We start from the raw sequence: 18357 nt of genomic DNA on the forward strand, positions 1-18357 counted from the left end.
GCGAAATGAACCATGACGAAAATTACTGATCTGCGCGTCTTTGATCTGCGCTTCCCGACATCGCAAAGTCTGGACGGTTCTGACGCGATGAATCCGGACCCGGACTATTCGGCAGCTTATGTCATCCTCGATACGGATGACGAAGCGCTGAAGGGCCATGGCCTCACTTTCACCATCGGTCGCGGCAACGATATCTGCTGTCAGGCCATTCTTGCCATGCGCCATCTGGTTGTCGGCTCCTCGATGGATGAGTTCCTCGCAGCCCCCGGCAAGTTCTGGCGTTACCTGACCGGCGACAGCCAACTGCGCTGGATCGGCCCGGACAAGGGCGCGATGCATCTCGCCACCGGTGCTGTCGTCAATGCCTTTTGGGACCTCGCTGCAAAGCAGGCGGGCAAGCCGGTATGGCGGCTCGTGGCCGATATGTCGCCGGATGAAATTGCCGACATCGTCGATTATCGCTATCTCACCGATGCGCTGACGCGCGAGGAAGCTGTCGAAATTCTGCGTAAGGCGGAAAGCGGCAAGGCTGAGCGTATAGCTTCGCTGGAAGCCACCGGCTATCCTTGCTACACGACCTCGGCTGGCTGGCTCGGCTATGGCGACGACAAGCTGCGTCGTCTTTGTCAGGAAGCGATTGATGAAGGTTTCAACCACATCAAGATGAAGGTTGGCCGTGATCTTGAAGACGATATTCGTCGTCTCACCATCGCGCGTGAAGTGATCGGTCCAGATCGTTATCTGATGATCGACGCCAATCAGGTGTGGGAAGTTGATCAGGCGATCGAGTGGGTCAACAAGCTTGCTTTCTCGAAGCCGTTCTTCATTGAAGAACCGACCAGCCCGGATGATGTTGCAGGTCATCGCAAAATTCGCGAAGCCATTGGCGATGTGAAGGTTGCGACCGGCGAAATGTGCCAGAACCGCATCATGTTCAAACAGTTCATCGCAGAAGGCGCAATCGACATCGTTCAGATCGACAGCTGCCGCATGGGTGGCCTGAATGAAGTACTGGCTGTGCTGCTGATTGCTGCGAAATACAACAAAGCGGTCTGGCCACATGCAGGCGGCGTTGGCCTTTGTGAATATGTGCAGCATCTTTCGATGATCGATTATGTTGCCGTTTCCGGCACCATGGATGGTCGTGTGATCGAATATGTTGACCATCTGCACGAGCATTTCATCGAGCCATGCATCATCAAGGATGCGGCCTATATGCCACCGACGCTGCCGGGCTTCTCGATTGAAATGAAGCCACAGTCGATTGCGGAATACACCTTCAAAGGTTGATAAAAAAGCCGCGCTGGAAGCACTTCCAGCGCGGCTTTTGTTTGATGCTTCATCCGAAGCAAATTCGTTTTACACTTTTTCTGGAAATGCCTCAGAGAAAGCGGATCATCAGCGCGCCGGAGAGAAGCAGGACCGCGCCTGCGATGCGTCCCGCAGTGATCTCGCGCACAGCAACGCCCATGAAACCAATGCGGTCTGCGGCCAGTCCGGCCATCAATTGTCCAGCGACCGCAAGGCCCATCACGGCGGCAGCCCCGATGCGTGGTGTCAGCAAAACCGATGTCGTGACATAGATGCAGCCGAGCGCACCGCCAGCCACAAACAACCAGCCCGCTGGCACATTGAACGCTGGAATTGCACCTGTCACACGCGCCGTTACGGCTGCGATCATACCAAGAATGACTGCTCCCGACAGAAACGATATTGCAGCGGCGGTGACTGGCGATCCAAGCCCTCGAGCCAGCGCGGCGTTGATGGGAGCCTGAATGGCGATACAGGCACCCGAAAGAATGCCGAACAAGGTCCAGAGCATGGAAAATCCTCGCTAAGATGTTGAATAAGTCATGTGATGATAAGCGCAATGCGCTGAAACCCGAAAGATAACATTCCCAATTATCTGCAGGGTGCAGTGGTCGCAGAAGAAGCGCTGCAGATCAATCGCAGCAAGGCGGCACGCCGCAATCTCACTGAAAAGTGAAGCTGATCGGCGCGTTGGAAAAGCTTATTTCTGTTCGCCTGCGGAGATCAGATTCTTGCCGCGGCGCTTGGCGTCATAGAGCAGAGCATCTGCCGCATATAGCGCTGCGGTCACATCGGCAGGCGCAACAGTGAAGCTCACAAGGCCCATCGAGAAACTGACATTGAAGCCTTCACGCGCAACGGCATCATCAAGCAAAGCCTTGATTTGCTGTGCTTCTGCAAGGTCGCTTGCCTTGGTGCCGCCCAATCGCAGCACAATGAACTCATCGCCGCCAGGACGCGCGCTGACCTCATCCGGTCGGTTGCGCCCGGCAAGTACTTCTCCGATCAGCCGCAGCAATTCGTCGCCTGCAGAGTGACCGCGCTCGTCATTGACCTGTTTGAAACGATCAACATCGAAATAGAGCAGCGAGAATGTCAGCCCATGATTACGGAGCGCTAAATTGGCCTTCTCGATTTCCAGCTCGATGCCTGTGCGATTGGCAATGCCGGTCAGACCGTCGACAAGCGCCAGCTTGCGGGCATCACGCATGATGCGGCGCATACTCAGGATTTCGACGGCGGTGCTCGCAAGATTGGTGAGTTTCAGTATTTCTTCAGAGGTACAGGGCCGCGATTTTGTATCGAGCGCACAGATCGCACCCAGCGTCGAGCCGTCTGGAGCAATCAGAGGTGCGCCAAGATAAAAGCGGATACCCGGCGCATCTTTCACGAAGGGATTGGCGGCAAAGCGATCATCGGATGTCGCGTCTTCCACCAGAAAGGGCACTTGGCTTTCGATGGTTCGCGAGCAGAAGGTGTTCTCATTGGGCACATCGCCAAAAGTGCAGCCAGCCATGCCAATATGATGCGTTACGCGTTCATCAACCAGAGAGACCGCTGCCATCGGCACACCAAACGTCGACAGGACGAGATTGCAGAGCGCATCCAATGTGCGATCTTGCCCCATCTCGATCGTGTTGTAGGAAGTGAGAACAGCGAGCCGATGTTTGTCGTGTAGAAGCATGGGGCATCATTAAGCAAATTGGAATGTATCAATCAACTATCAAATACGCCCAAAAGCGCCATGTGGATACTCCCAACCAACGACTGGTTGCGCTCTAGATTTTATCCCAACGAAGGGTCGTATTTTGTTGCCAGCCGTTTTCATGCAGAAGTGGCGTATCGCTCTCGAAACATGGCCAGCCGATACAGAGATAGAAGCTGAAGCACCAGTGTTCCGGTACCTGAAACAGTCTCTTCATGGCGTCCGGTTCAAGAATCGAAACCATTCCCACGCCAAGACCGAGAGAGCGGGCAGCGAGATTGAGGTTCTGCACAGCCATCGCCGTGCTTTGTTCAAGCGTTGATGCCATGGTCTGCCGACCAAGCCCATGGCCCTCTACAGGGTCGTTCTCGGTGAAAACGGCCAGTTGCACAGGGGCGGTGCGAATGGCTTCGAGTTTGAGTTGCTGATATTTGTTGGCACGAGCTTCATCATAGATGCGTGCGGCCCGCCGGTTTGATGCCTCAAACAGACTATAGACGGCTTCACGCTTCTCAGTGCTTTCAACCTGGAAGATTCGCCATGGCCGCGAGTTGCCGACAGATGGCGCATAATGCATCGCCTCGCGCAGCCTTGTGAGCAGTTCTTCTGGTATGGGATCTGTCAGGAAATGCCTTACGTCCCGCCGCCAGCGCATAATATTGAAAAGCGCGTTCTGATCGGCTGGGGAGAATTTCATAAGTCCTCTGAACGCGAGACATCAAATGCCAAGGCTATAAGAGCAAAAAATATGCTTGGGAACATCATCTGGAGAAGAGTGGTGCCCGGAGACGGATTTGAACCGCCGACACGCGGATTTTCAATCCGCTGCTCTACCAACTGAGCTATCCGGGCATCCTGCAGGTGATTTCTCACCGTGTGGCGGTGTTGGTGTCCGCCGGAAGTGGGTGCGTTATAGCATTAAATTTCGCGCTGTCCAGCACCCTATCGCACTTTTTATAAGATTTCTTATAAACTTGCTAAAGCACCGATTTCACTGTGGAAATCTGAGCCAATAAGGCTCAGTTGTCGTTCTCTTCCTCTTCTTCGATGGTTTTTCCCGGGATGACATAGCTTCCCGAAAGCCAACGATTGAGGTCGATGCTTTTGCAACGCGGTGAACAGAACGGATAAGTATCGCGCACCGACGGCTTTCCGCATTCAGGGCAGGGACGAGTAGGACGCAATGGCGTTACCCGTGCATCCGGTGCGGTGGATATGTCTTTCTTGTCACTCATGGGATTTTCAGACCTTGCCGCTTTCCCAATTAGCATAGACCGGATAGTCACCATCGGCCAGCAGGCTTACAGTTTCCTGCAATGGCAGGCCCACCACATTGGTATAGGAGCCAACCAGCTTGACCACGAAACTGCCCGCAAGCCCTTGGATGGCATAGCCACCAGCCTTGCCGCGCCACTCACCGGAAGCGAGATAGGCGTCAATCTGCTTGCGTGACAGGCGCTCGAAACGCAAACGCGTTTCAACGAGCGTCTGGCGCAGATTGCCATTGGGCAGAACAAGGCAAACGCCGGTGAAAACCTTATGCGTACGCCCCGACAGAAGACGCAGGCATTCCCGCGCTTCGTCGGTGATTTCTGCCTTGGGCAGAACCCGTCGTCCCACGGCAACAACCGTGTCAGCCGCCAGAACAAAAGCACCGGAATAATTCTCGTCGCTCTTGAGTTGTTCCTGGGCGGCCTTTGCCTTCTCACGCGCAAGACGACGCGCCAGCGAACGCGGATGTTCCGCGCGCTCAGGCGTTTCGTCGATATCAGCCGGCTGAATATGATCCGGCTCAATGCCAGCTTGCCCCAGAAGCTCGATCCTGCGGGGAGAGCCGGAGGCAAGAACCAGCTTATGTTGCGCGATCATAGACACCAGTTTTCCTGAGAAGCGAGTTGAGGCTTACTTGAAGCGGTAGGTAATACGGCCCTTGGTCAGGTCGTAAGGGGTCATTTCGACCAGAACCTTATCGCCAGCGAGAACACGGATGCGGTTCTTGCGCATACGACCAGCAGTGTGGGCGATGATTTCATGGTCGTTTTCGAGCTTCACGCGGAACATTGCATTTGGCAGCAGTTCCGTAACAACGCCTGGAAATTCTAGGACTTCTTCTTTCGGCATACGATACCTGTTTCTTTCTTTGATAAAATGGCCCGAAACCGGGCCGCAGCTTTAAATTTGGCCGGAACCTATATGATTAGGCGGCATTTGTGAACAACCGAATTGGGTGATGTTAATTCGGGGCCAATCTAGCCGTGATTTGGCGCTTTAAGCGGTCTCGCACATCACGATAAGCGTTCATGATCTGCTCGCGACTGCCGGTAACAAGGGTCGGGTCCGGTGTCGGCCAATATTCCACATCGACCGAAAAACCGCGCATTCGTTCAAGCACGGTATGATGCGCAAGCGGGGTCAATGTAATGATAAGGTCGAAATAGCCGTCCGCCAGCTCTTCCAGTCCGCGCGGTTGCCGATTGTCGAGCGACAGCCCTTCTTCATTCAGAACCGCATCGACAAAGGGGTCGCGCTCGCCGCGTTGCACGCCCGCAGAGGCTATATACATATTGGGTGGCAACAGCTTTCTTGCAAGAAGCTCGGCAATTGGTGAGCGGATCGCGTTCTTGCCGCAAACGAAAAGTACGGAAGTTGGCCGTTTCTGGACCTCTGTTTCTTCCGGTGTGGCGATCACGTCCTCAACACGCATTAAGGATCAGCCCCGCCAGTGCAACACGCAGACGAGCGTGAAAAGCCGCCGAGCGGTTGTAAAATCGACTTCAATCTTGCCGTTCAGTCGTGTTTGCAGAACTTGTGACCCTTCATTGTGCAAGCCACGCCGTCCCATATCGATGGCTTCGATCTTGCTGGGAGTCGCTGAACGGATCGCTTCATAATAGCTTTCGCAAACCATGAAATAATCACGCACCACTCGGCGAAGTGGCGTCAGCGATAGAATGTGAGTCGCAACCACATCGCCACTTTCCCGCATGATGGAAAAAATCAGGCGCGATTCCATCAAGGAGAGTTTCAGTTTGTATGGGCCACCCATATCGTCTCCGACCGGGTGGAAAGCGTTTTCTTCAATCAGATCAAAAATCGCGACTGCGCGTTCATGCTCGACATCAGGCGTCGAGCGGCCGATGGATTCATCCAGCTCGATGTCGATCAATCGGGCATTAGGAACGCCGGCGGTCATGATCCCTCATAGATTGAGCCGGATGGCGACGGATTGCGCGTGGGCATCAAGGCCTTCTGCGCGGGCGATTTCAATGGCTGCTGGCCCAAGCGCACGCAGCTGGTCGGGGCCGAGCTTCAGAAGCGACGTGCGCTTCATGTAATCCAGAACCGAGAGGCCGGACGAGAATCGCGCTGAACGTGCTGTTGGCAGAACGTGGTTGCAGCCGCCGACATAATCGCCGATCACTTCCGGCGTATAGGCTCCGATAAACACCGAGCCAGCATTGCGGATTTTTGGCAAAAGCGCTTCCGGATCGGCGGTCGCGATTTCCAGATGCTCGGCAGCAATGCGGTTGGCCAGTGGAATGGCCGCTTCAAAATCATCAACCAGAATGACCGCGCCAAAATCGCGCCAGCTTGCGGCCGCTGTTTCAGCGCGCGGCAAAGTTTTGAGCTGGCGTTCGACAGCTTCTTCGACGGCCTTTGCGAAAGGCTCGTCATTGGTCATCAGGATCGATTGCGCGGCCGTGTCATGCTCAGCCTGCGCAAGAATGTCTGCGGCCAGCCAGTCTGGATTGTTGTCCTTGTCGGCAATCACCAGCACTTCCGAAGGTCCGGCGATCATGTCGATGCCGACCGTACCGAAAACAATGCGCTTGGCGGCTGCAACATATGCATTGCCCGGGCCAACGATTTTCGCAACCGGCGCAATCGTTTCCGTACCATAGGCCAGAGCTGCGACAGCCTGCGCGCCGCCAACACGATAGATTTCTGAAACACCGGCAAGACGCGCAGCAACCAGAACCAGCGGATTCAGCTTACCATCGGGCGAGGGGACAACCATCACGATGCGCTCGCAACCGGCAACCTTCGCAGGCACAGCATTCATCAGCACTGAGCTTGGGTAGCTTGCCGTGCCGCCCGGCACATAAAGGCCGACAGCTTCAATCGCCGTCCAGCGTGAACCGAGTTCAACGCCGAGCGCATCGGTGTAGCGGTCATCTTTCGGCAACTGCCGCGCATGATGTTTTTCAATGCGCTCATGAGCGAGCTTCAGCGCTTCAATGGTCGAAGCTGGCGCTTCATCGAAAGCCGCATCAATTTCAGCTTCCGTCACACGGATGCCGGTCTTGTTCAGATCAATACGGTCGAAACGCTGGGAGTATTCAATGAGTGCGGAATCGCCTTCACGGCGCACACGATCGACGATTTCGCGGGCAGCACGATCCACATCTTCAGAAACTTCGCGCTTGCCCGCAAGGAGAGCTGCAAAGTTCTTTTCAAAATCGGCATCGGCTTGTCTGAGCGTCGTAACCACGCTGGTATTCCTTTAATTTTCAGTCTGGGCGGTGCCCGTCAGGTATGTGAAGCGGTTTTGAGCAGCAATCAGGCGTCATGTCGCGGCAGGGAATTTGTTTCCCATGCAGGCCCCAGATCCGTTAGCTGCGCTTCAATGCATTCTACATCCAGACGGATAGCCGCATTTGCCGAGAAAGTCAGTTCCAATGTTCCGGCAGGTGCTTCGCCGGGAACAAAGCGAATGGCGAGCAGCGAAAGAACTTCTTCCGTCTTCTGCCGGTCGATGCCGCTGCCTTTGACTGCGGTTACGCGATTGAAATGCAAAGTGGTGCGGCGACGCTGATATTGCGGTTTGCGGAACAGTTTGGGCTTCGACTCTTCCCACGCAAAGCGATTGGCAGTGAGAAGGAAGCGTTTGTCCGTGGCCAGATATTGCAGGTCTGATACTTTCAGAACCGCATCCTGAAGATGGGCGGACAGGACCTGCAAATCTTCTTCATCCAGCGCCACAAGCTTCAACATTTCCATATCTTACGTTGTTCCCTGCTATTTTCAGATGTTGTAAGTGCCACTTTACATGCCAGCACAAAAAAATCGACAGGCTTTTCAGCCTGTTGATTAATAAGCCCGGAATGAAAGAAAAGCCGGAATGCTTTTGGCAATTCCGGCTTTCAGCTCTTCAGAGCGGTTCCAGTTAATATTGAATCGTTGGAACCGCTCAATTTTTTTGTTTTTACGCATTATCCTTATGCAAAACCGCTTCGCACTTTTGCTGGAAATGCTTTAACCGCTGATACGCTCAACATTCGCACCGCAACGCGAGAGCTTCTCTTCCAGACGCTCAAAGCCACGATCAAGGTGATAGACGCGGTTGACGACGGTTTCGCCTTCGGCAGCAAGACCCGCGATAACAAGCGAAACAGATGCACGCAGATCGGTAGCCATGACCTGTGCGCCCTTGAGGCGTTCCACGCCTTCAACAGTTGCAGTCTGGCCGGAAAGCGAAATCTTCGCACCAAGACGTGCCAGTTCCTGAACATGCATGAAACGGTTTTCGAAAATCGTTTCAGTAATGCGCGAGGTGCCCTTTGCTTTTGTCATCAGGCCCATGAACTGAGCCTGAAGATCGGTCGGGAAGCCAGGGAATGGATCGGTGGTCACATCAACCGGGTGAATGCCGTGTCCATTACGAACAACACGCAGACCGCTATTGGTTTCGGTGATTTCGGCACCAGCCTGACGCAGCGTGTCGAGTGCTGCGGTCAACTGGCTTGCTTCTGCACCTTCGAGCAGCACATCGCCGCCAGTCATCGCAACAACCATGGCATAGGTGCCGGTTTCGATACGATCAGGAATGACGCGAACGCGTGCGCCAGAAAGGCTGGTCACGCCCTGAACATGGATCGTTTCGGTGCCTGCACCGGTGATTTTTGCACCCATGGCGTTGAGACAGTCGGCCAGATTAACCACTTCCGGCTCACGCGCAGGATTTTCAATAATCGTTTCGCCCTTGGCAAGCACGGCTGCCATCAGCATGACGTGGGTTGCGCCGACCGAAACCTTCGGGAAGCGATAGCGTGCGCCGATAAGGCCGCCCTGTGGCGCGCGCGCCTTGGCATAACCGTTTTCGATGTCGATCTGAGCGCCGAGCGCCTGAAGGCACTCAAGAAGGAGGTCAACCGGACGCGTGCCTATGGCGCAACCGCCTGGCAGAGAAACGGTTGCTTCGCCCATACGCGCCAGAAGTGGCCCGATGACCCAGAAGCTCGCGCGCATCTTGGAAACCAGCTCATAAGGAGCAACGGTATCGACAATATTGCGGGCTGTGAAATGGATGGTGCGCGAGTAGGCGCCGTTCTGATGTTCACGGCGGCCGTTTACCGAATAATCGACGCCGTGATTGGAAAGAATGCGGATCAGCTGCTCGACATCGGCGAGGTGCGGCACGTTCTCAAGCGTCAGCGTATCGTCGGTGAGGAGGGAGGCGATCATCAGAGGCAGCGCTGCATTTTTCGCGCCAGAGATAGGAATGACGCCATTGAGCTTGTTGCCGCCGACGATTTTGATGCGATCCATGCTGTTTCACCTTTTGGGCCGAAGCTATTGCCCGGCAATCGATATTTGCAAGTGCCGCGACTCTGAGGCCCGCGGTGCTGCTGTATGAAATGACTGTTCTTACGGCGGAATTACGTCGGTCACGAATCATAGTCGTGCGGCAACGCCAGCAAGATTGAATTGCGCTTTTACCGCAGCTGCTCCCTATCTTCAAGGAAGGCTTTGCCGGCTGCGTTTTCGTTCCGCCTGATATGCTAATCCGGAAAATTGAATCGCACGTTAATCGGTGTCGTCTTTGCCAGCGGTAATACCGGTGTTGCGTTCATCGGCATCGCCGGAACGACGCGAACGGGTTTGCGCTTTGCGACGCATCAGATTCGCACGAAGCTCCTCTGCAAGCCGCTTTTTGCGCCTGTCCGCCTGATTTTTCTTCTCGTCGTGGGTGTTATCTTCGCTCATGAGGGGTGTTTACTACGGCAAAATGCGCGGGAAAAGCGCCTTCTGTGGCGGTTGACAGGGGATTTCCACATTATGTGAAAATAATTGCGATTGGTTGCTTGCGATTTGCGTAATGATGTGTCAGAAGTCCGCCGCGTTCAAGAGAATGCTGCGGTAGCTCAGTGGTAGAGCACTCCATTGGTAATGGAGAGGTCGAGAGTTCAATCCTCTCTCGCAGCACCAGTCTTCTTCCCAAAGTGGGAACAAAAACGCGTCTCCCCACACACAAAAATCAAACTAAAACTTGGCGATCTGATGCGTTCATTCGCGCATTGCTGCAAACGCATTCGAGCGCGTTACACACGAACTTTCTCGCGCAAAGAACTGCGGCATCTCAAATGTCGGGATGTTTTGGGATAAGCGGACCAAAGCCGTAAATCATTGAAATTAAACAGAAAGCCTGTTGGCTAACTGTTACAATTTCTATTTTATTTTCTTTGAAGAAGAATGGCGCACCCGAAAGGATTCGAACCTCTGACCCCCAGATTCGTAGTCTGGTGCTCTATCCAGCTGAGCTACGGGTGCTTGCCTGTGCCGCGTCTGCTGCGGCGATGGGCGGTTGATAATCGGACAGATTGCTAAATGCAAGCGTCTTCTGAGAAAAAAATGAAGTTCTGTGAAGTTTTCTTGTCAAAGCCCGGATTTCCGGGCTTTTCCTCTGTGTATTAGAGCGTGGAAAACTAACTCATAGCGGGATAAGCCCGCGCTGCACTCGTATGAAGGCAGTCATGGGCAGGAATCACATGCTGCAACATTCTGATTTCACGCACATTTTTTTGGCTGCGCTGTAAAAAATCAGGCGACTTCGCTCTCAGATCGGCTGCTTCGTCTGTCATTCCAGTTTGGAAGGTCGGGAAGGCGAATCTCGAAATGTGCACCGATCGGACGATCTTCGCGCAATTCGATCGTGCCACCATGCGCACGAACCAGTTCCTGCGCGATTGCCAGGCCAAGACCCGTGCCGTCGCTGCGTGTTGAGCCCTTGAAGGCGGTAAAGAGATTGTCGCGCGCCTTTTGCGGCAGGCCGGGGCCGGTGTCTTCCACGCCGATGATTGTCGTGGTTCCGATTCTGCCTGCAGAAAGGGTGAGGCGCTTTACGGTGGACACATCGCTACGCTGGTCGCGCTCCATTGCCTGCACCGAATTCCGGCACAGATTATGAAGCACACGGAAGAGCTGCTCGGAATCGACATTCAGTTCGAAATCACCCGGAATGAGGTTTTCGAACTCGATGCCGCTCTCCTTGTTGAGATTAAGTGTTTCCTGCACATCGAGAATGACAGTGGCAAGCTGTACGCGGCGCGGCGCAGGCGGTGCTTCCTGCGAGCGGCCATAAGCCATCACGCTCTCTGAATAGTTGATGGCGCGGCTCAGCGTGTGAATGAGCTTCGGCGCAAAGCGCTGCACCATCGGGTCTCTGGTATCAGCAAGACGGTCCGACATGAGCTGTGCGGAGGCCAGAATGTTGCGCATGTCATGATTGATCTTGGAAACAGCAAGACCGAGATCGGCCAGATGTTTCTGCTCTTTCAGGGTACGCTGCAGATCACTTTGAATATGCGCGATCTGCCTTTGTGCAATGCCGAACTCATCCTTGCGGTTTTCGGGCACAAGGATTCGCGTCGGATTGTCAGGCGCCGATGCAAAATCGATCATATTGCGATGCATCAGACGGACGGGACGCAGCAGCATCTCATGGATGATGAGATAGATGAGGCTCGCGGCAATGACCGAGATAAGAAGCGAGATGATTGCAACATTGGTTGCATAACTCAGCATGGCATGGCGAAGCGGCGCATCGGAAGTGACGATTTCGATGATGCGTCCTGGATTAGCGGATGGCGGGTTTGAGCCATAAATGCGCAAAGTGCGATTACCACCGTTAAAGAGCGTTCCAAACGCGTCCCAGATCGCTGCAGCTTCACTTATATTATTGAGATCGACCACCTGATCGATATTGCCGGGCATTTCACTCATTGCCAGAAGATGCGATGCGCCCGCTTCACGCAAAGCAATTGCCTTGGTGCCGGTCGCAAGCAGCACCTTATCCTGCACTTCGCGCGGAATATTGATGTTGCCGCTGGCAATCAGCACTTCGCTGACAGCATCCACCGTATCAAGGCGCGAACTCATCCAGCGTACGCGCATATTCGCGATGGATGGAACAAAGATCAGCACTTCTGCAATGAGAACGGCAAGTGCGGTGAGAATGAGAAGCTTGCTCGAAAGCCGGTTACGCCAGCGCAGACGCGTAAAATGGATCGGTGAGGTCTTGTCATCCTGTGGTGAAGCCATAGTTGGTGAATGTGTGGCCGCATCCGCGACGACACCAGCCGTATCCATGGTCTTTTCAACAGCCGCCATACGTTAAATCCAAATTGACAGGCTGTCTGGCTGCAATGCGGCCGTGCCCAATCTCAGTAAGCTCACACAATGCGATACATATAAATGTCGTCTTCTATATATGGAGGCGCAAGTTAATTCCAACGGCCTTTGTCTAAATTGATTGAAAGAAGTTGGCCGCAAGCATTACCGAAATTTAACTCGACGTGCCGAATCGGTCTGTGCAAACTCGCAAATGGGAAAATCCGTGACGCTTCGATTGTTGCAATTCCGATGCAACCTATTGGGGCGATCATTATTTTGATACTGTTTGCTGCATATCCTGCGCCCAACCTGAATATGAATGATTTGAATGAGAGGCGCGTTGCCTAAGCGACAATGCCTTGCCGGAGAGTTGAATGAAGTCTTGGAAGCAGATTGTTCTGTGCCTGCTTATCATTATTGCCGCCGGTGGCGGCTGGTACATATATAAAAACAAAGACTCTTCGACACAGACGGCTTCGGGTGAAGCCTCTGGGCAGCAGAAGCATGGTGCGCAATCGGGTGGATCTTCCGGTCGTGCAGCTCCGCTGGTCGTGGTTGAGCCAGCAGGCGAAGAGACAATCAACAATCGTCTGACGGCCATCGGTTCAGCCCGCGCTCTCAGCACGGTTTCTGTCACACCTTATTCGAGCGGCTATATGAATGAGCTGCTCGTTAAGGCAGGCGATGCCATCAAGGCAGGTGATCCGATTGCGATCCTCGACAATGAGACCGAAACGATTGCAGTCAATAAAGCGCAGATCGCACTGAAAGATGCTGAAACCACCCGTCAGCGTATTGCACGGCTGCGCTCCACAAATACCGCAACCGTCGTGCAGGAAGTTGAAGCCGATCTGGCCCTGTCCAATGCCAAGCTCGCTCTTGATGATGCGCAGCTTGCGTTGAGCCGCCGTACCGTGCGCGCGCCAATTACCGGTATTGTCGGTATTCTCCCGGTAAACGCCGGTAACTATGTCACTGCACAGACATCCATTGCCCGAATTGATGACCGCTCCAAAGTGCTGATCGACATCTGGGTGCCTGAACGTTTTGCTCCGCAAATCAAGGTCGGCCAGCCGCTTACTGCAGAGTCTACCGCTTTTCCGGGCGTAACGGATAAGGGCGAAATCAACGCCGTGGACAACATGCTTGATGAGGCAAGCCGTACGCTGCATGTGCGCGCCGAAATCAACAATGAACAGGACCGCTTGCGTGCGGGCATGTCATTCTCGGTCACTGTTCTTTTCCCGGGCAACAGTTATCCTTCTGTTGATCCGCTGGCCATTCAGTGGGGAGCAGATGGCTCTTATGTCTGGCGCGTTGAAGAAGGTGTTGCAAAGAAAGTATCCGCGCGCATCGTGCAGCGTAACTCGACCAACATCCTGATCGATGGCTCCGTTAAGGAAGGCGACATGATCGTTACGCAGGGCGTGCAAACCGTACGCGATGATGCGCCGGTGCGTCTGCAGGACGAGCAGGGGACAGCCCGCATTGATCCCGCCGCCAAAAGCCGCGTTGCAGGGTGAGGATAAAGCGTGAGCAATCCTAATTCGAAATCCGGAAACAATGGCGGATCGACGGCGCTTTTCATCCGCCGTCCGGTCTTTGCCTTCGTCATCAACGTTCTGATTATTGTAGCGGGTATGGCGGCCTTCACTGGCGTCGATATTCGTGAATTGCCCGATGTGGACCGTCCTGTCGTTACCATCAGCACCGATTTTAGTGGTGCTTCGGCGGAAACGATCGATCGACAGCTCACGCAGGTTCTCGAAAACGCGGTCGCCCGCGTATCGGGCGTTAAAACGATTTCTTCTTCTTCGTCTTTCGAGCGCAGCCGTGTCACAGTCGAGTTCAACGACGGTGTTGATCTCAATGTCGCTGCCGCCGACATGCGCGACGCGATTTCGCGTGTTGCCAACGACGTGCCAGAAGAAGCCGATCCGTCCCGCATCATCAAAGCCGACTCCAATGCTGATCCGGTAATGCGCCTCGCTGTCACCTCCGACACGATGGCCGTCGACGATATGACGGTACTGGTGGAAGATCAGATCCAGGATGTCCTTTCAGCTGTTCCTGGCGTGGCCGATGTGCAGATCAATGGTGATCGCGACAAGATTTTCCGCATTGATATCAATCAGGCGCGCCTTGCAAGCTACGGCCTGACCATTGCGGATCTTTCCAGCGCACTGTCTTCCATGGGGCTTGATGCGCCTGCAGGCTCGCTGCGCAGTTCAGATCAGTCAATTGTGGTTCGTGCAACGGCCAATCTTGAACGGCCGGAGGATTTTGAAAACGTCTATATCAAAGGCCGCACCCAGATACGCGATGTGGCGACAGTAACGCTTGGTCCGGATGTGGAAAGCTCCGCTGTTCGTTCCAACGGGAAGACAGCAATCGGCCTGGGTATCTTGCGTCAGGCACAGTCGAATACGCTCGATATTTCCGAAGGCGTTCGTGCCGCTGTTGCAAATTTGAAGAACACCTTGCCACCGGGTGTGGACGTGACCGTCACCAGTGACGATGCCAGCTTCATCAATGGCGCTATCCATGAGGTCGAAATCGCGCTGATTGCTTCGGTCATTATCGTGGTCGTGATTATTTTCATGTTTCTGTGGGATATCCGCGCAACGCTTATCCCCGCTCTGGCCATGCCGGTCGCCCTTATCGGTACGATTGCCGCGATTTATCTGACGGGTTTCTCGGTCAATATTCTCACGCTGCTTGCGCTGGTGCTCGCCACAGGCCTTGTGGTGGATGACGCGATTGTCGTGCTCGAAAATATTGTCCGACGACGCAATCAGGGCATGGGGCCGCGTGCAGCAGCTGTGCTTGGCACGCAGGAAGTGTTCTTTGCGGTTATCGCGACGACATTGACGCTCGTTGCCGTTTTCGTGCCGATTTCCTTCCTGCCGGGGCAGGCGGGTGGTCTGTTCCGAGAATTTGGTTTCGTGCTGGCGATTGCAATTCTGTTGTCATCGATTGTGGCACTGACGCTCTGTCCGATGCTTGCATCGCGCTTCCTCAAGGAAGGTGCGGAGACTACTGAAGGCGGTGGTCACGGCCCGAAGTTCCTGCGCCGCATTGGCAGCGGCTTGGCGAATTTCTATCGCCGGAGCCTCCATGCCTGTCTTTCGGCTCCATATATCGTGGTGCTGGTGGCGGTGCTCTTCGCTGGCGCATCCTATGTCGGTTTCGGTATGCTCAGACAGGAACTGACGCCGACCGAAGATCGTGCTGTAGCGCTTCTTCGCATCAACGGCCCGCAAGGCATCAGCGTAGAATATCTTCAGTCGCAGCTCGACAGAATCGAAGCCGCTATCCAGCCTTTGCGCGATAGCGGTGAGATCCAGACGACTTACGCAATTGCCGGTTCTGGTGGTTCTTCAAACAACGGCTTTGTCGTGCTGACACTTGCACCTTGGAAAGAACGCAGCCGCACGCAGCAGGAAATCATGGCTGACATCACCGCGCGCGTAAGCGGGATTACAGCGGTCCGCATTTTCACTGCTCAGCCGAATAGCCTTGGCATTCGCGGTGCAGGTAACGGCTTGCAGTTTGCCGTTCTTGGCAGTGATTACCCCAAGCTTCGTCCAGCGACTGATGCGATAGTTGCAGCGCTCGAAAAAGATCCGCGTTTTGTGCAGCCGCGCCTGTCAGTCGAGCCAACGCAACCGCAGCTTTCCGTCGAAATCAACCGCGAACGCGCGTCCGATCTCGGCATCGATATTACCGGTCTTGCCAATGCTGTTCAGTCTGTTCTTGATGGTCGTAAGATCGGCTCGGTTTACGTGGGCGACAGAAGCTTCGACGTGAAGCTTGTTTCGACCACCAACCCGATCAACGATCCGACCGATCTTGAAAACGTCTTCCTCAAGACGACTGACGGTCGCTATGTCCCGATGTCTTCGATAGCAACTGTCGTTGAAAAGGCTGTTCCGCCGCAGTTGAACCGTGAAGAGCGCCTGCGCTCGGTTGCAATCACGACCGACCTTCGCAGCGACTTTGCCTTAGGCGATGCCTATGCTGCCGCGTTGCAAATTGCTGCACCGCTTCTGCCGCCCGGAGCGCATATCATTCCATTGGCAGAAGCCTCGACATTGAGCGAAACCTCAACGGGCATTGCACTCGTCTTCGGCTTTGCGATCATCATCATCATGCTGGTGCTTGCAGCTCAGTTTGAAAGCTTCATCAGTGCGCTGATCGTTATGGCTACGGTGCCTTTGGGCCTCGGCTGTGCTGTGTTTGCGATGATCCTCACCGGCACAAGCCTTAACGTCTATAGCCAGATCGGGCTTGTGCTGCTGGTCGGCATCATGGCCAAGAACGGTATTCTGATCGTCGAATTTGCCGATCAGTTGCGCGATAAGGGCATGAATGTTCGTCAGGCCATCGAAGAAGCAGCCAATATCCGGCTGCGCCCGGTCTGTATGACGATGATCTGTTCGGTTCTGGGTGGTGTGCCGCTTGTATTGGCAAGCGGCGCGGGTGCAGAAGCGCGTGTCGCACTCGGCTGGGTTATCGTTGGCGGTCTTGGCCTTGCAACGATTGCCACGCTTTTCGTGACGCCGGTTGCCTATCTTCTGCTCGGACGCTTCACCAAACCAAAGGTTGAAGAAGAAGCACGGCTTGAACGCGAGCTGGTCAGGGCGGTCGCTTTGGAAGAGAAGCTGAAATAAAGCACATCCCGAAAAGTGGGAACCGGTTTTCGGAACGAGATGTGCGGAAAAGGAATAGAGTATTTCTGGATAGAAATACCCGTTAAAAGCCCGGTCGTGAGACCGGGCTTTTCAGAGCAGAATTCCTTAAACTTGGATCAGTTTAAGGTAAAATTATGCTCTGGATTTAAAGAGACAGAGCGACCTTTGGGCGTCCAATAGGACGCCCAGCGCTCTAATTGCCTTGTTTACTTCTTCATCGCGTCCGTTACCTTTGCGGACCATGCACCTTCCGGCTTCTTGGTAATGACAGGATCAGAGCCGCCACCAAGCAGCGTTTCGACGGTCCGGTCGGCAGCAGCTACATCAAGGGTGCCGTCAGAACCGTCAATCAGCTTGGCGATTTCCTTCACCATGCGCTCCTGAACTTCCTGTGTCTGCGCACCGGAAGAGTCGTTTTCGAGAATGATCTCGGCGGCTTCATCAGGATGTTCTGACGCATATTGCCAGCCCTTCATCGAAGCGCGGACAAAGCGGGCAAGCTTGTCGACCATTGCAGGGTCTTCAAGGCTCTTATCGAGCACGTAGAGCCCGTCTTCAAGCGTGGCGACGCCCTGTTCTTCATAGGGGAATACGACGAGCTGATCCGCCGGAATACCGGCATCAATCACCTGCCAATATTCATTATAGGTCATGGTGGAAATGCAGTCGGCCTGCTTCTGGATCAGTGGATCCACGTTAAAGCCCTGCTTGAGCACGGTCACGCCGTCCTTGCCGCCTTCAGTCGGGATTTTCAGATGGCTCATCCACGACAAGAATGGATATTCATTGCCGCCGAACCAAACGCCAAGCGTGCGGCCCTTGAAATCTTCCGGCTTGGTGATGTTGGTGTCTTTGCGGCAGGTCAGCATCATACCGGATTTCTTGAATGGCTGCGCGATGTTGACGAGCGGAACGCCCTTTTCGCGGGTGGCGAGCGCAGACGGCATCCAGTCCACCACTACGTCAGCACCACCACCGGCGATCACCTGAGGCGGAGCCACATCCGGGCCACCCGGCTTGATGTCCACGTCGAGATTTTCGGCTTCATAAAAGCCTTTATCCTTGGCAACGTAGTAGCCCGCAAACTGCCCCTGCGTCACCCATTTGAGCTGCAAGGTCAGCTTGTCAGCTGCCATTGCCGAGCTGCTCATGAGCGCCAGCGCCAGTCCGGCTGTTCCAAGGCATAGAGAAATTGCCTTTTTCATTTCAGTTCTCCTCTGGTTAGGGCTCTGCCTTATTTTTGCAGATGCCGAA

17 protein-coding genes and 3 tRNA genes are annotated in these 18357 nt (G+C 54.4%); 4 read left to right on the forward strand and 16 right to left on the reverse strand.

The genetic code is table 11. The features are described 5' to 3' along the window. Nucleotides 1-12 precede the first annotated feature (12 nt). On the forward strand, nt 13-1290 hold the full coding sequence (locus QSJ70_RS14840; protein WP_285537490.1) for an L-fuconate dehydratase: 1278 nt from the start codon (nt 13-15) through the stop codon (nt 1288-1290). Nucleotides 1291-1381: 91 nt separating this feature from the next. Here QSJ70_RS14840 and QSJ70_RS14845 read toward each other — a convergent pair whose 3' ends face one another. The 13 genes from QSJ70_RS14845 to QSJ70_RS14905 form a co-directional block, all read right to left on the reverse strand. Beyond that, complete coding sequence (locus QSJ70_RS14845; RefSeq protein ID WP_200635514.1) at nt 1382-1822, reverse strand: DMT family transporter; 441 nt, start codon at nt 1820-1822, stop codon at nt 1382-1384. A gap of 189 nt (nt 1823-2011) precedes the next feature. Beyond that, nucleotides 2012-2995 carry a sensor domain-containing diguanylate cyclase gene (locus QSJ70_RS14850; RefSeq protein WP_285537491.1) on the reverse strand — a complete coding sequence of 328 codons (984 nt, stop codon included), beginning with the start codon at nt 2993-2995 and terminating at the stop codon, nt 2012-2014. Between the two features lie 94 nt (nt 2996-3089). After that, the gene (gene bluB, locus QSJ70_RS14855) at nt 3090-3713 is read right to left on the reverse strand and encodes a 5,6-dimethylbenzimidazole synthase (protein WP_285537492.1); all 624 of its coding nucleotides are present in this window, start codon (nt 3711-3713) and stop codon (nt 3090-3092) included. A 79-nt stretch (nt 3714-3792) separates the two neighbouring features. Continuing rightward, a tRNA-Phe gene (locus QSJ70_RS14860) sits at nt 3793-3868 on the reverse strand. A 167-nt stretch (nt 3869-4035) separates the two neighbouring features. Then, nucleotides 4036-4251: a DNA gyrase inhibitor YacG gene (yacG, locus tag QSJ70_RS14865; protein WP_064320120.1), complete on the reverse strand. Its 216-nt coding sequence runs from the start codon at nt 4249-4251 to the stop codon at nt 4036-4038. A 7-nt stretch (nt 4252-4258) separates the two neighbouring features. Continuing rightward, a complete protein-coding gene (locus QSJ70_RS14870; protein ID WP_064320121.1) occupies nt 4259-4885 on the reverse strand; it encodes a Maf-like protein in 627 nt (208 codons plus the stop codon). 33 nt (nt 4886-4918) lie between these two features. After that, nucleotides 4919-5137, reverse strand: coding sequence for a translation initiation factor IF-1 (gene infA / locus QSJ70_RS14875; protein WP_007873428.1), 219 nt, complete (start codon nt 5135-5137; stop codon nt 4919-4921). Between the two features lie 112 nt (nt 5138-5249). Beyond that, a complete protein-coding gene (locus tag QSJ70_RS14880) occupies nt 5250-5720 on the reverse strand; it encodes an arsenate-mycothiol transferase ArsC (RefSeq protein WP_064320122.1) in 471 nt (156 codons plus the stop codon). Between the two features lie 6 nt (nt 5721-5726). Beyond that, a complete protein-coding gene (locus QSJ70_RS14885; RefSeq protein ID WP_064320123.1) occupies nt 5727-6209 on the reverse strand; it encodes a UPF0262 family protein in 483 nt (160 codons plus the stop codon). Nucleotides 6210-6215: 6 nt separating this feature from the next. Next, nucleotides 6216-7508: a histidinol dehydrogenase gene (hisD, locus tag QSJ70_RS14890; RefSeq protein WP_112804680.1), complete on the reverse strand. Its 1293-nt coding sequence runs from the start codon at nt 7506-7508 to the stop codon at nt 6216-6218. A gap of 68 nt (nt 7509-7576) precedes the next feature. Beyond that, nucleotides 7577-8017: a DUF2948 family protein gene (locus tag QSJ70_RS14895; protein ID WP_285537493.1), complete on the reverse strand. Its 441-nt coding sequence runs from the start codon at nt 8015-8017 to the stop codon at nt 7577-7579. A gap of 255 nt (nt 8018-8272) precedes the next feature. Beyond that, nucleotides 8273-9565, reverse strand: a complete 1293-nt coding sequence (gene murA, locus QSJ70_RS14900; RefSeq protein ID WP_285537494.1) for a UDP-N-acetylglucosamine 1-carboxyvinyltransferase — start codon at nt 9563-9565, stop codon at nt 8273-8275. Nucleotides 9566-9823: 258 nt separating this feature from the next. Next, a complete protein-coding gene (locus QSJ70_RS14905; protein WP_007873438.1) occupies nt 9824-10003 on the reverse strand; it encodes a hypothetical protein in 180 nt (59 codons plus the stop codon). 147 nt (nt 10004-10150) lie between these two features. On the opposite strand from QSJ70_RS14905, the gene QSJ70_RS14910 reads away from it, so the two are divergent. Further along, a tRNA-Thr gene (locus QSJ70_RS14910) sits at nt 10151-10225 on the forward strand. Nucleotides 10226-10490: 265 nt separating this feature from the next. On the opposite strand, the gene QSJ70_RS14915 is transcribed toward QSJ70_RS14910, so the two are convergent. Together QSJ70_RS14915 and QSJ70_RS14920 are read right to left on the reverse strand one after the other, a co-directional pair. Beyond that, nucleotides 10491-10567, reverse strand: a tRNA-Arg gene (locus tag QSJ70_RS14915). Nucleotides 10568-10837: 270 nt separating this feature from the next. Continuing rightward, nucleotides 10838-12406, reverse strand: coding sequence for a sensor histidine kinase (locus QSJ70_RS14920; protein WP_007873440.1), 1569 nt, complete (start codon nt 12404-12406; stop codon nt 10838-10840). Nucleotides 12407-12783: 377 nt separating this feature from the next. Between QSJ70_RS14920 and QSJ70_RS14925 the strand changes: the two genes are divergently transcribed. Together QSJ70_RS14925 and QSJ70_RS14930 are read left to right on the forward strand one after the other, a co-directional pair. Then, entirely contained in the window at nt 12784-13932 is a 1149-nt protein-coding gene (locus tag QSJ70_RS14925) for an efflux RND transporter periplasmic adaptor subunit (protein WP_285537495.1), read from the forward strand. Between the two features lie 9 nt (nt 13933-13941). Next, nucleotides 13942-17082, forward strand: coding sequence for an efflux RND transporter permease subunit (locus QSJ70_RS14930; protein ID WP_285537496.1), 3141 nt, complete (start codon nt 13942-13944; stop codon nt 17080-17082). Between the two features lie 227 nt (nt 17083-17309). On the opposite strand, the gene QSJ70_RS14935 is transcribed toward QSJ70_RS14930, so the two are convergent. Further along, nucleotides 17310-18308 (reverse strand): ABC transporter substrate-binding protein, encoded by a 999-nt coding sequence (locus QSJ70_RS14935; protein ID WP_079211463.1) that lies wholly within the window; start codon nt 18306-18308, stop codon nt 17310-17312. Nucleotides 18309-18357: the final 49 nt, after the last annotated feature.

This window comes from Brucella sp. NBRC 12950 (genome assembly GCF_030268145.1).
GTDB lineage: Bacteria > Pseudomonadota > Alphaproteobacteria > Rhizobiales > Rhizobiaceae > Brucella.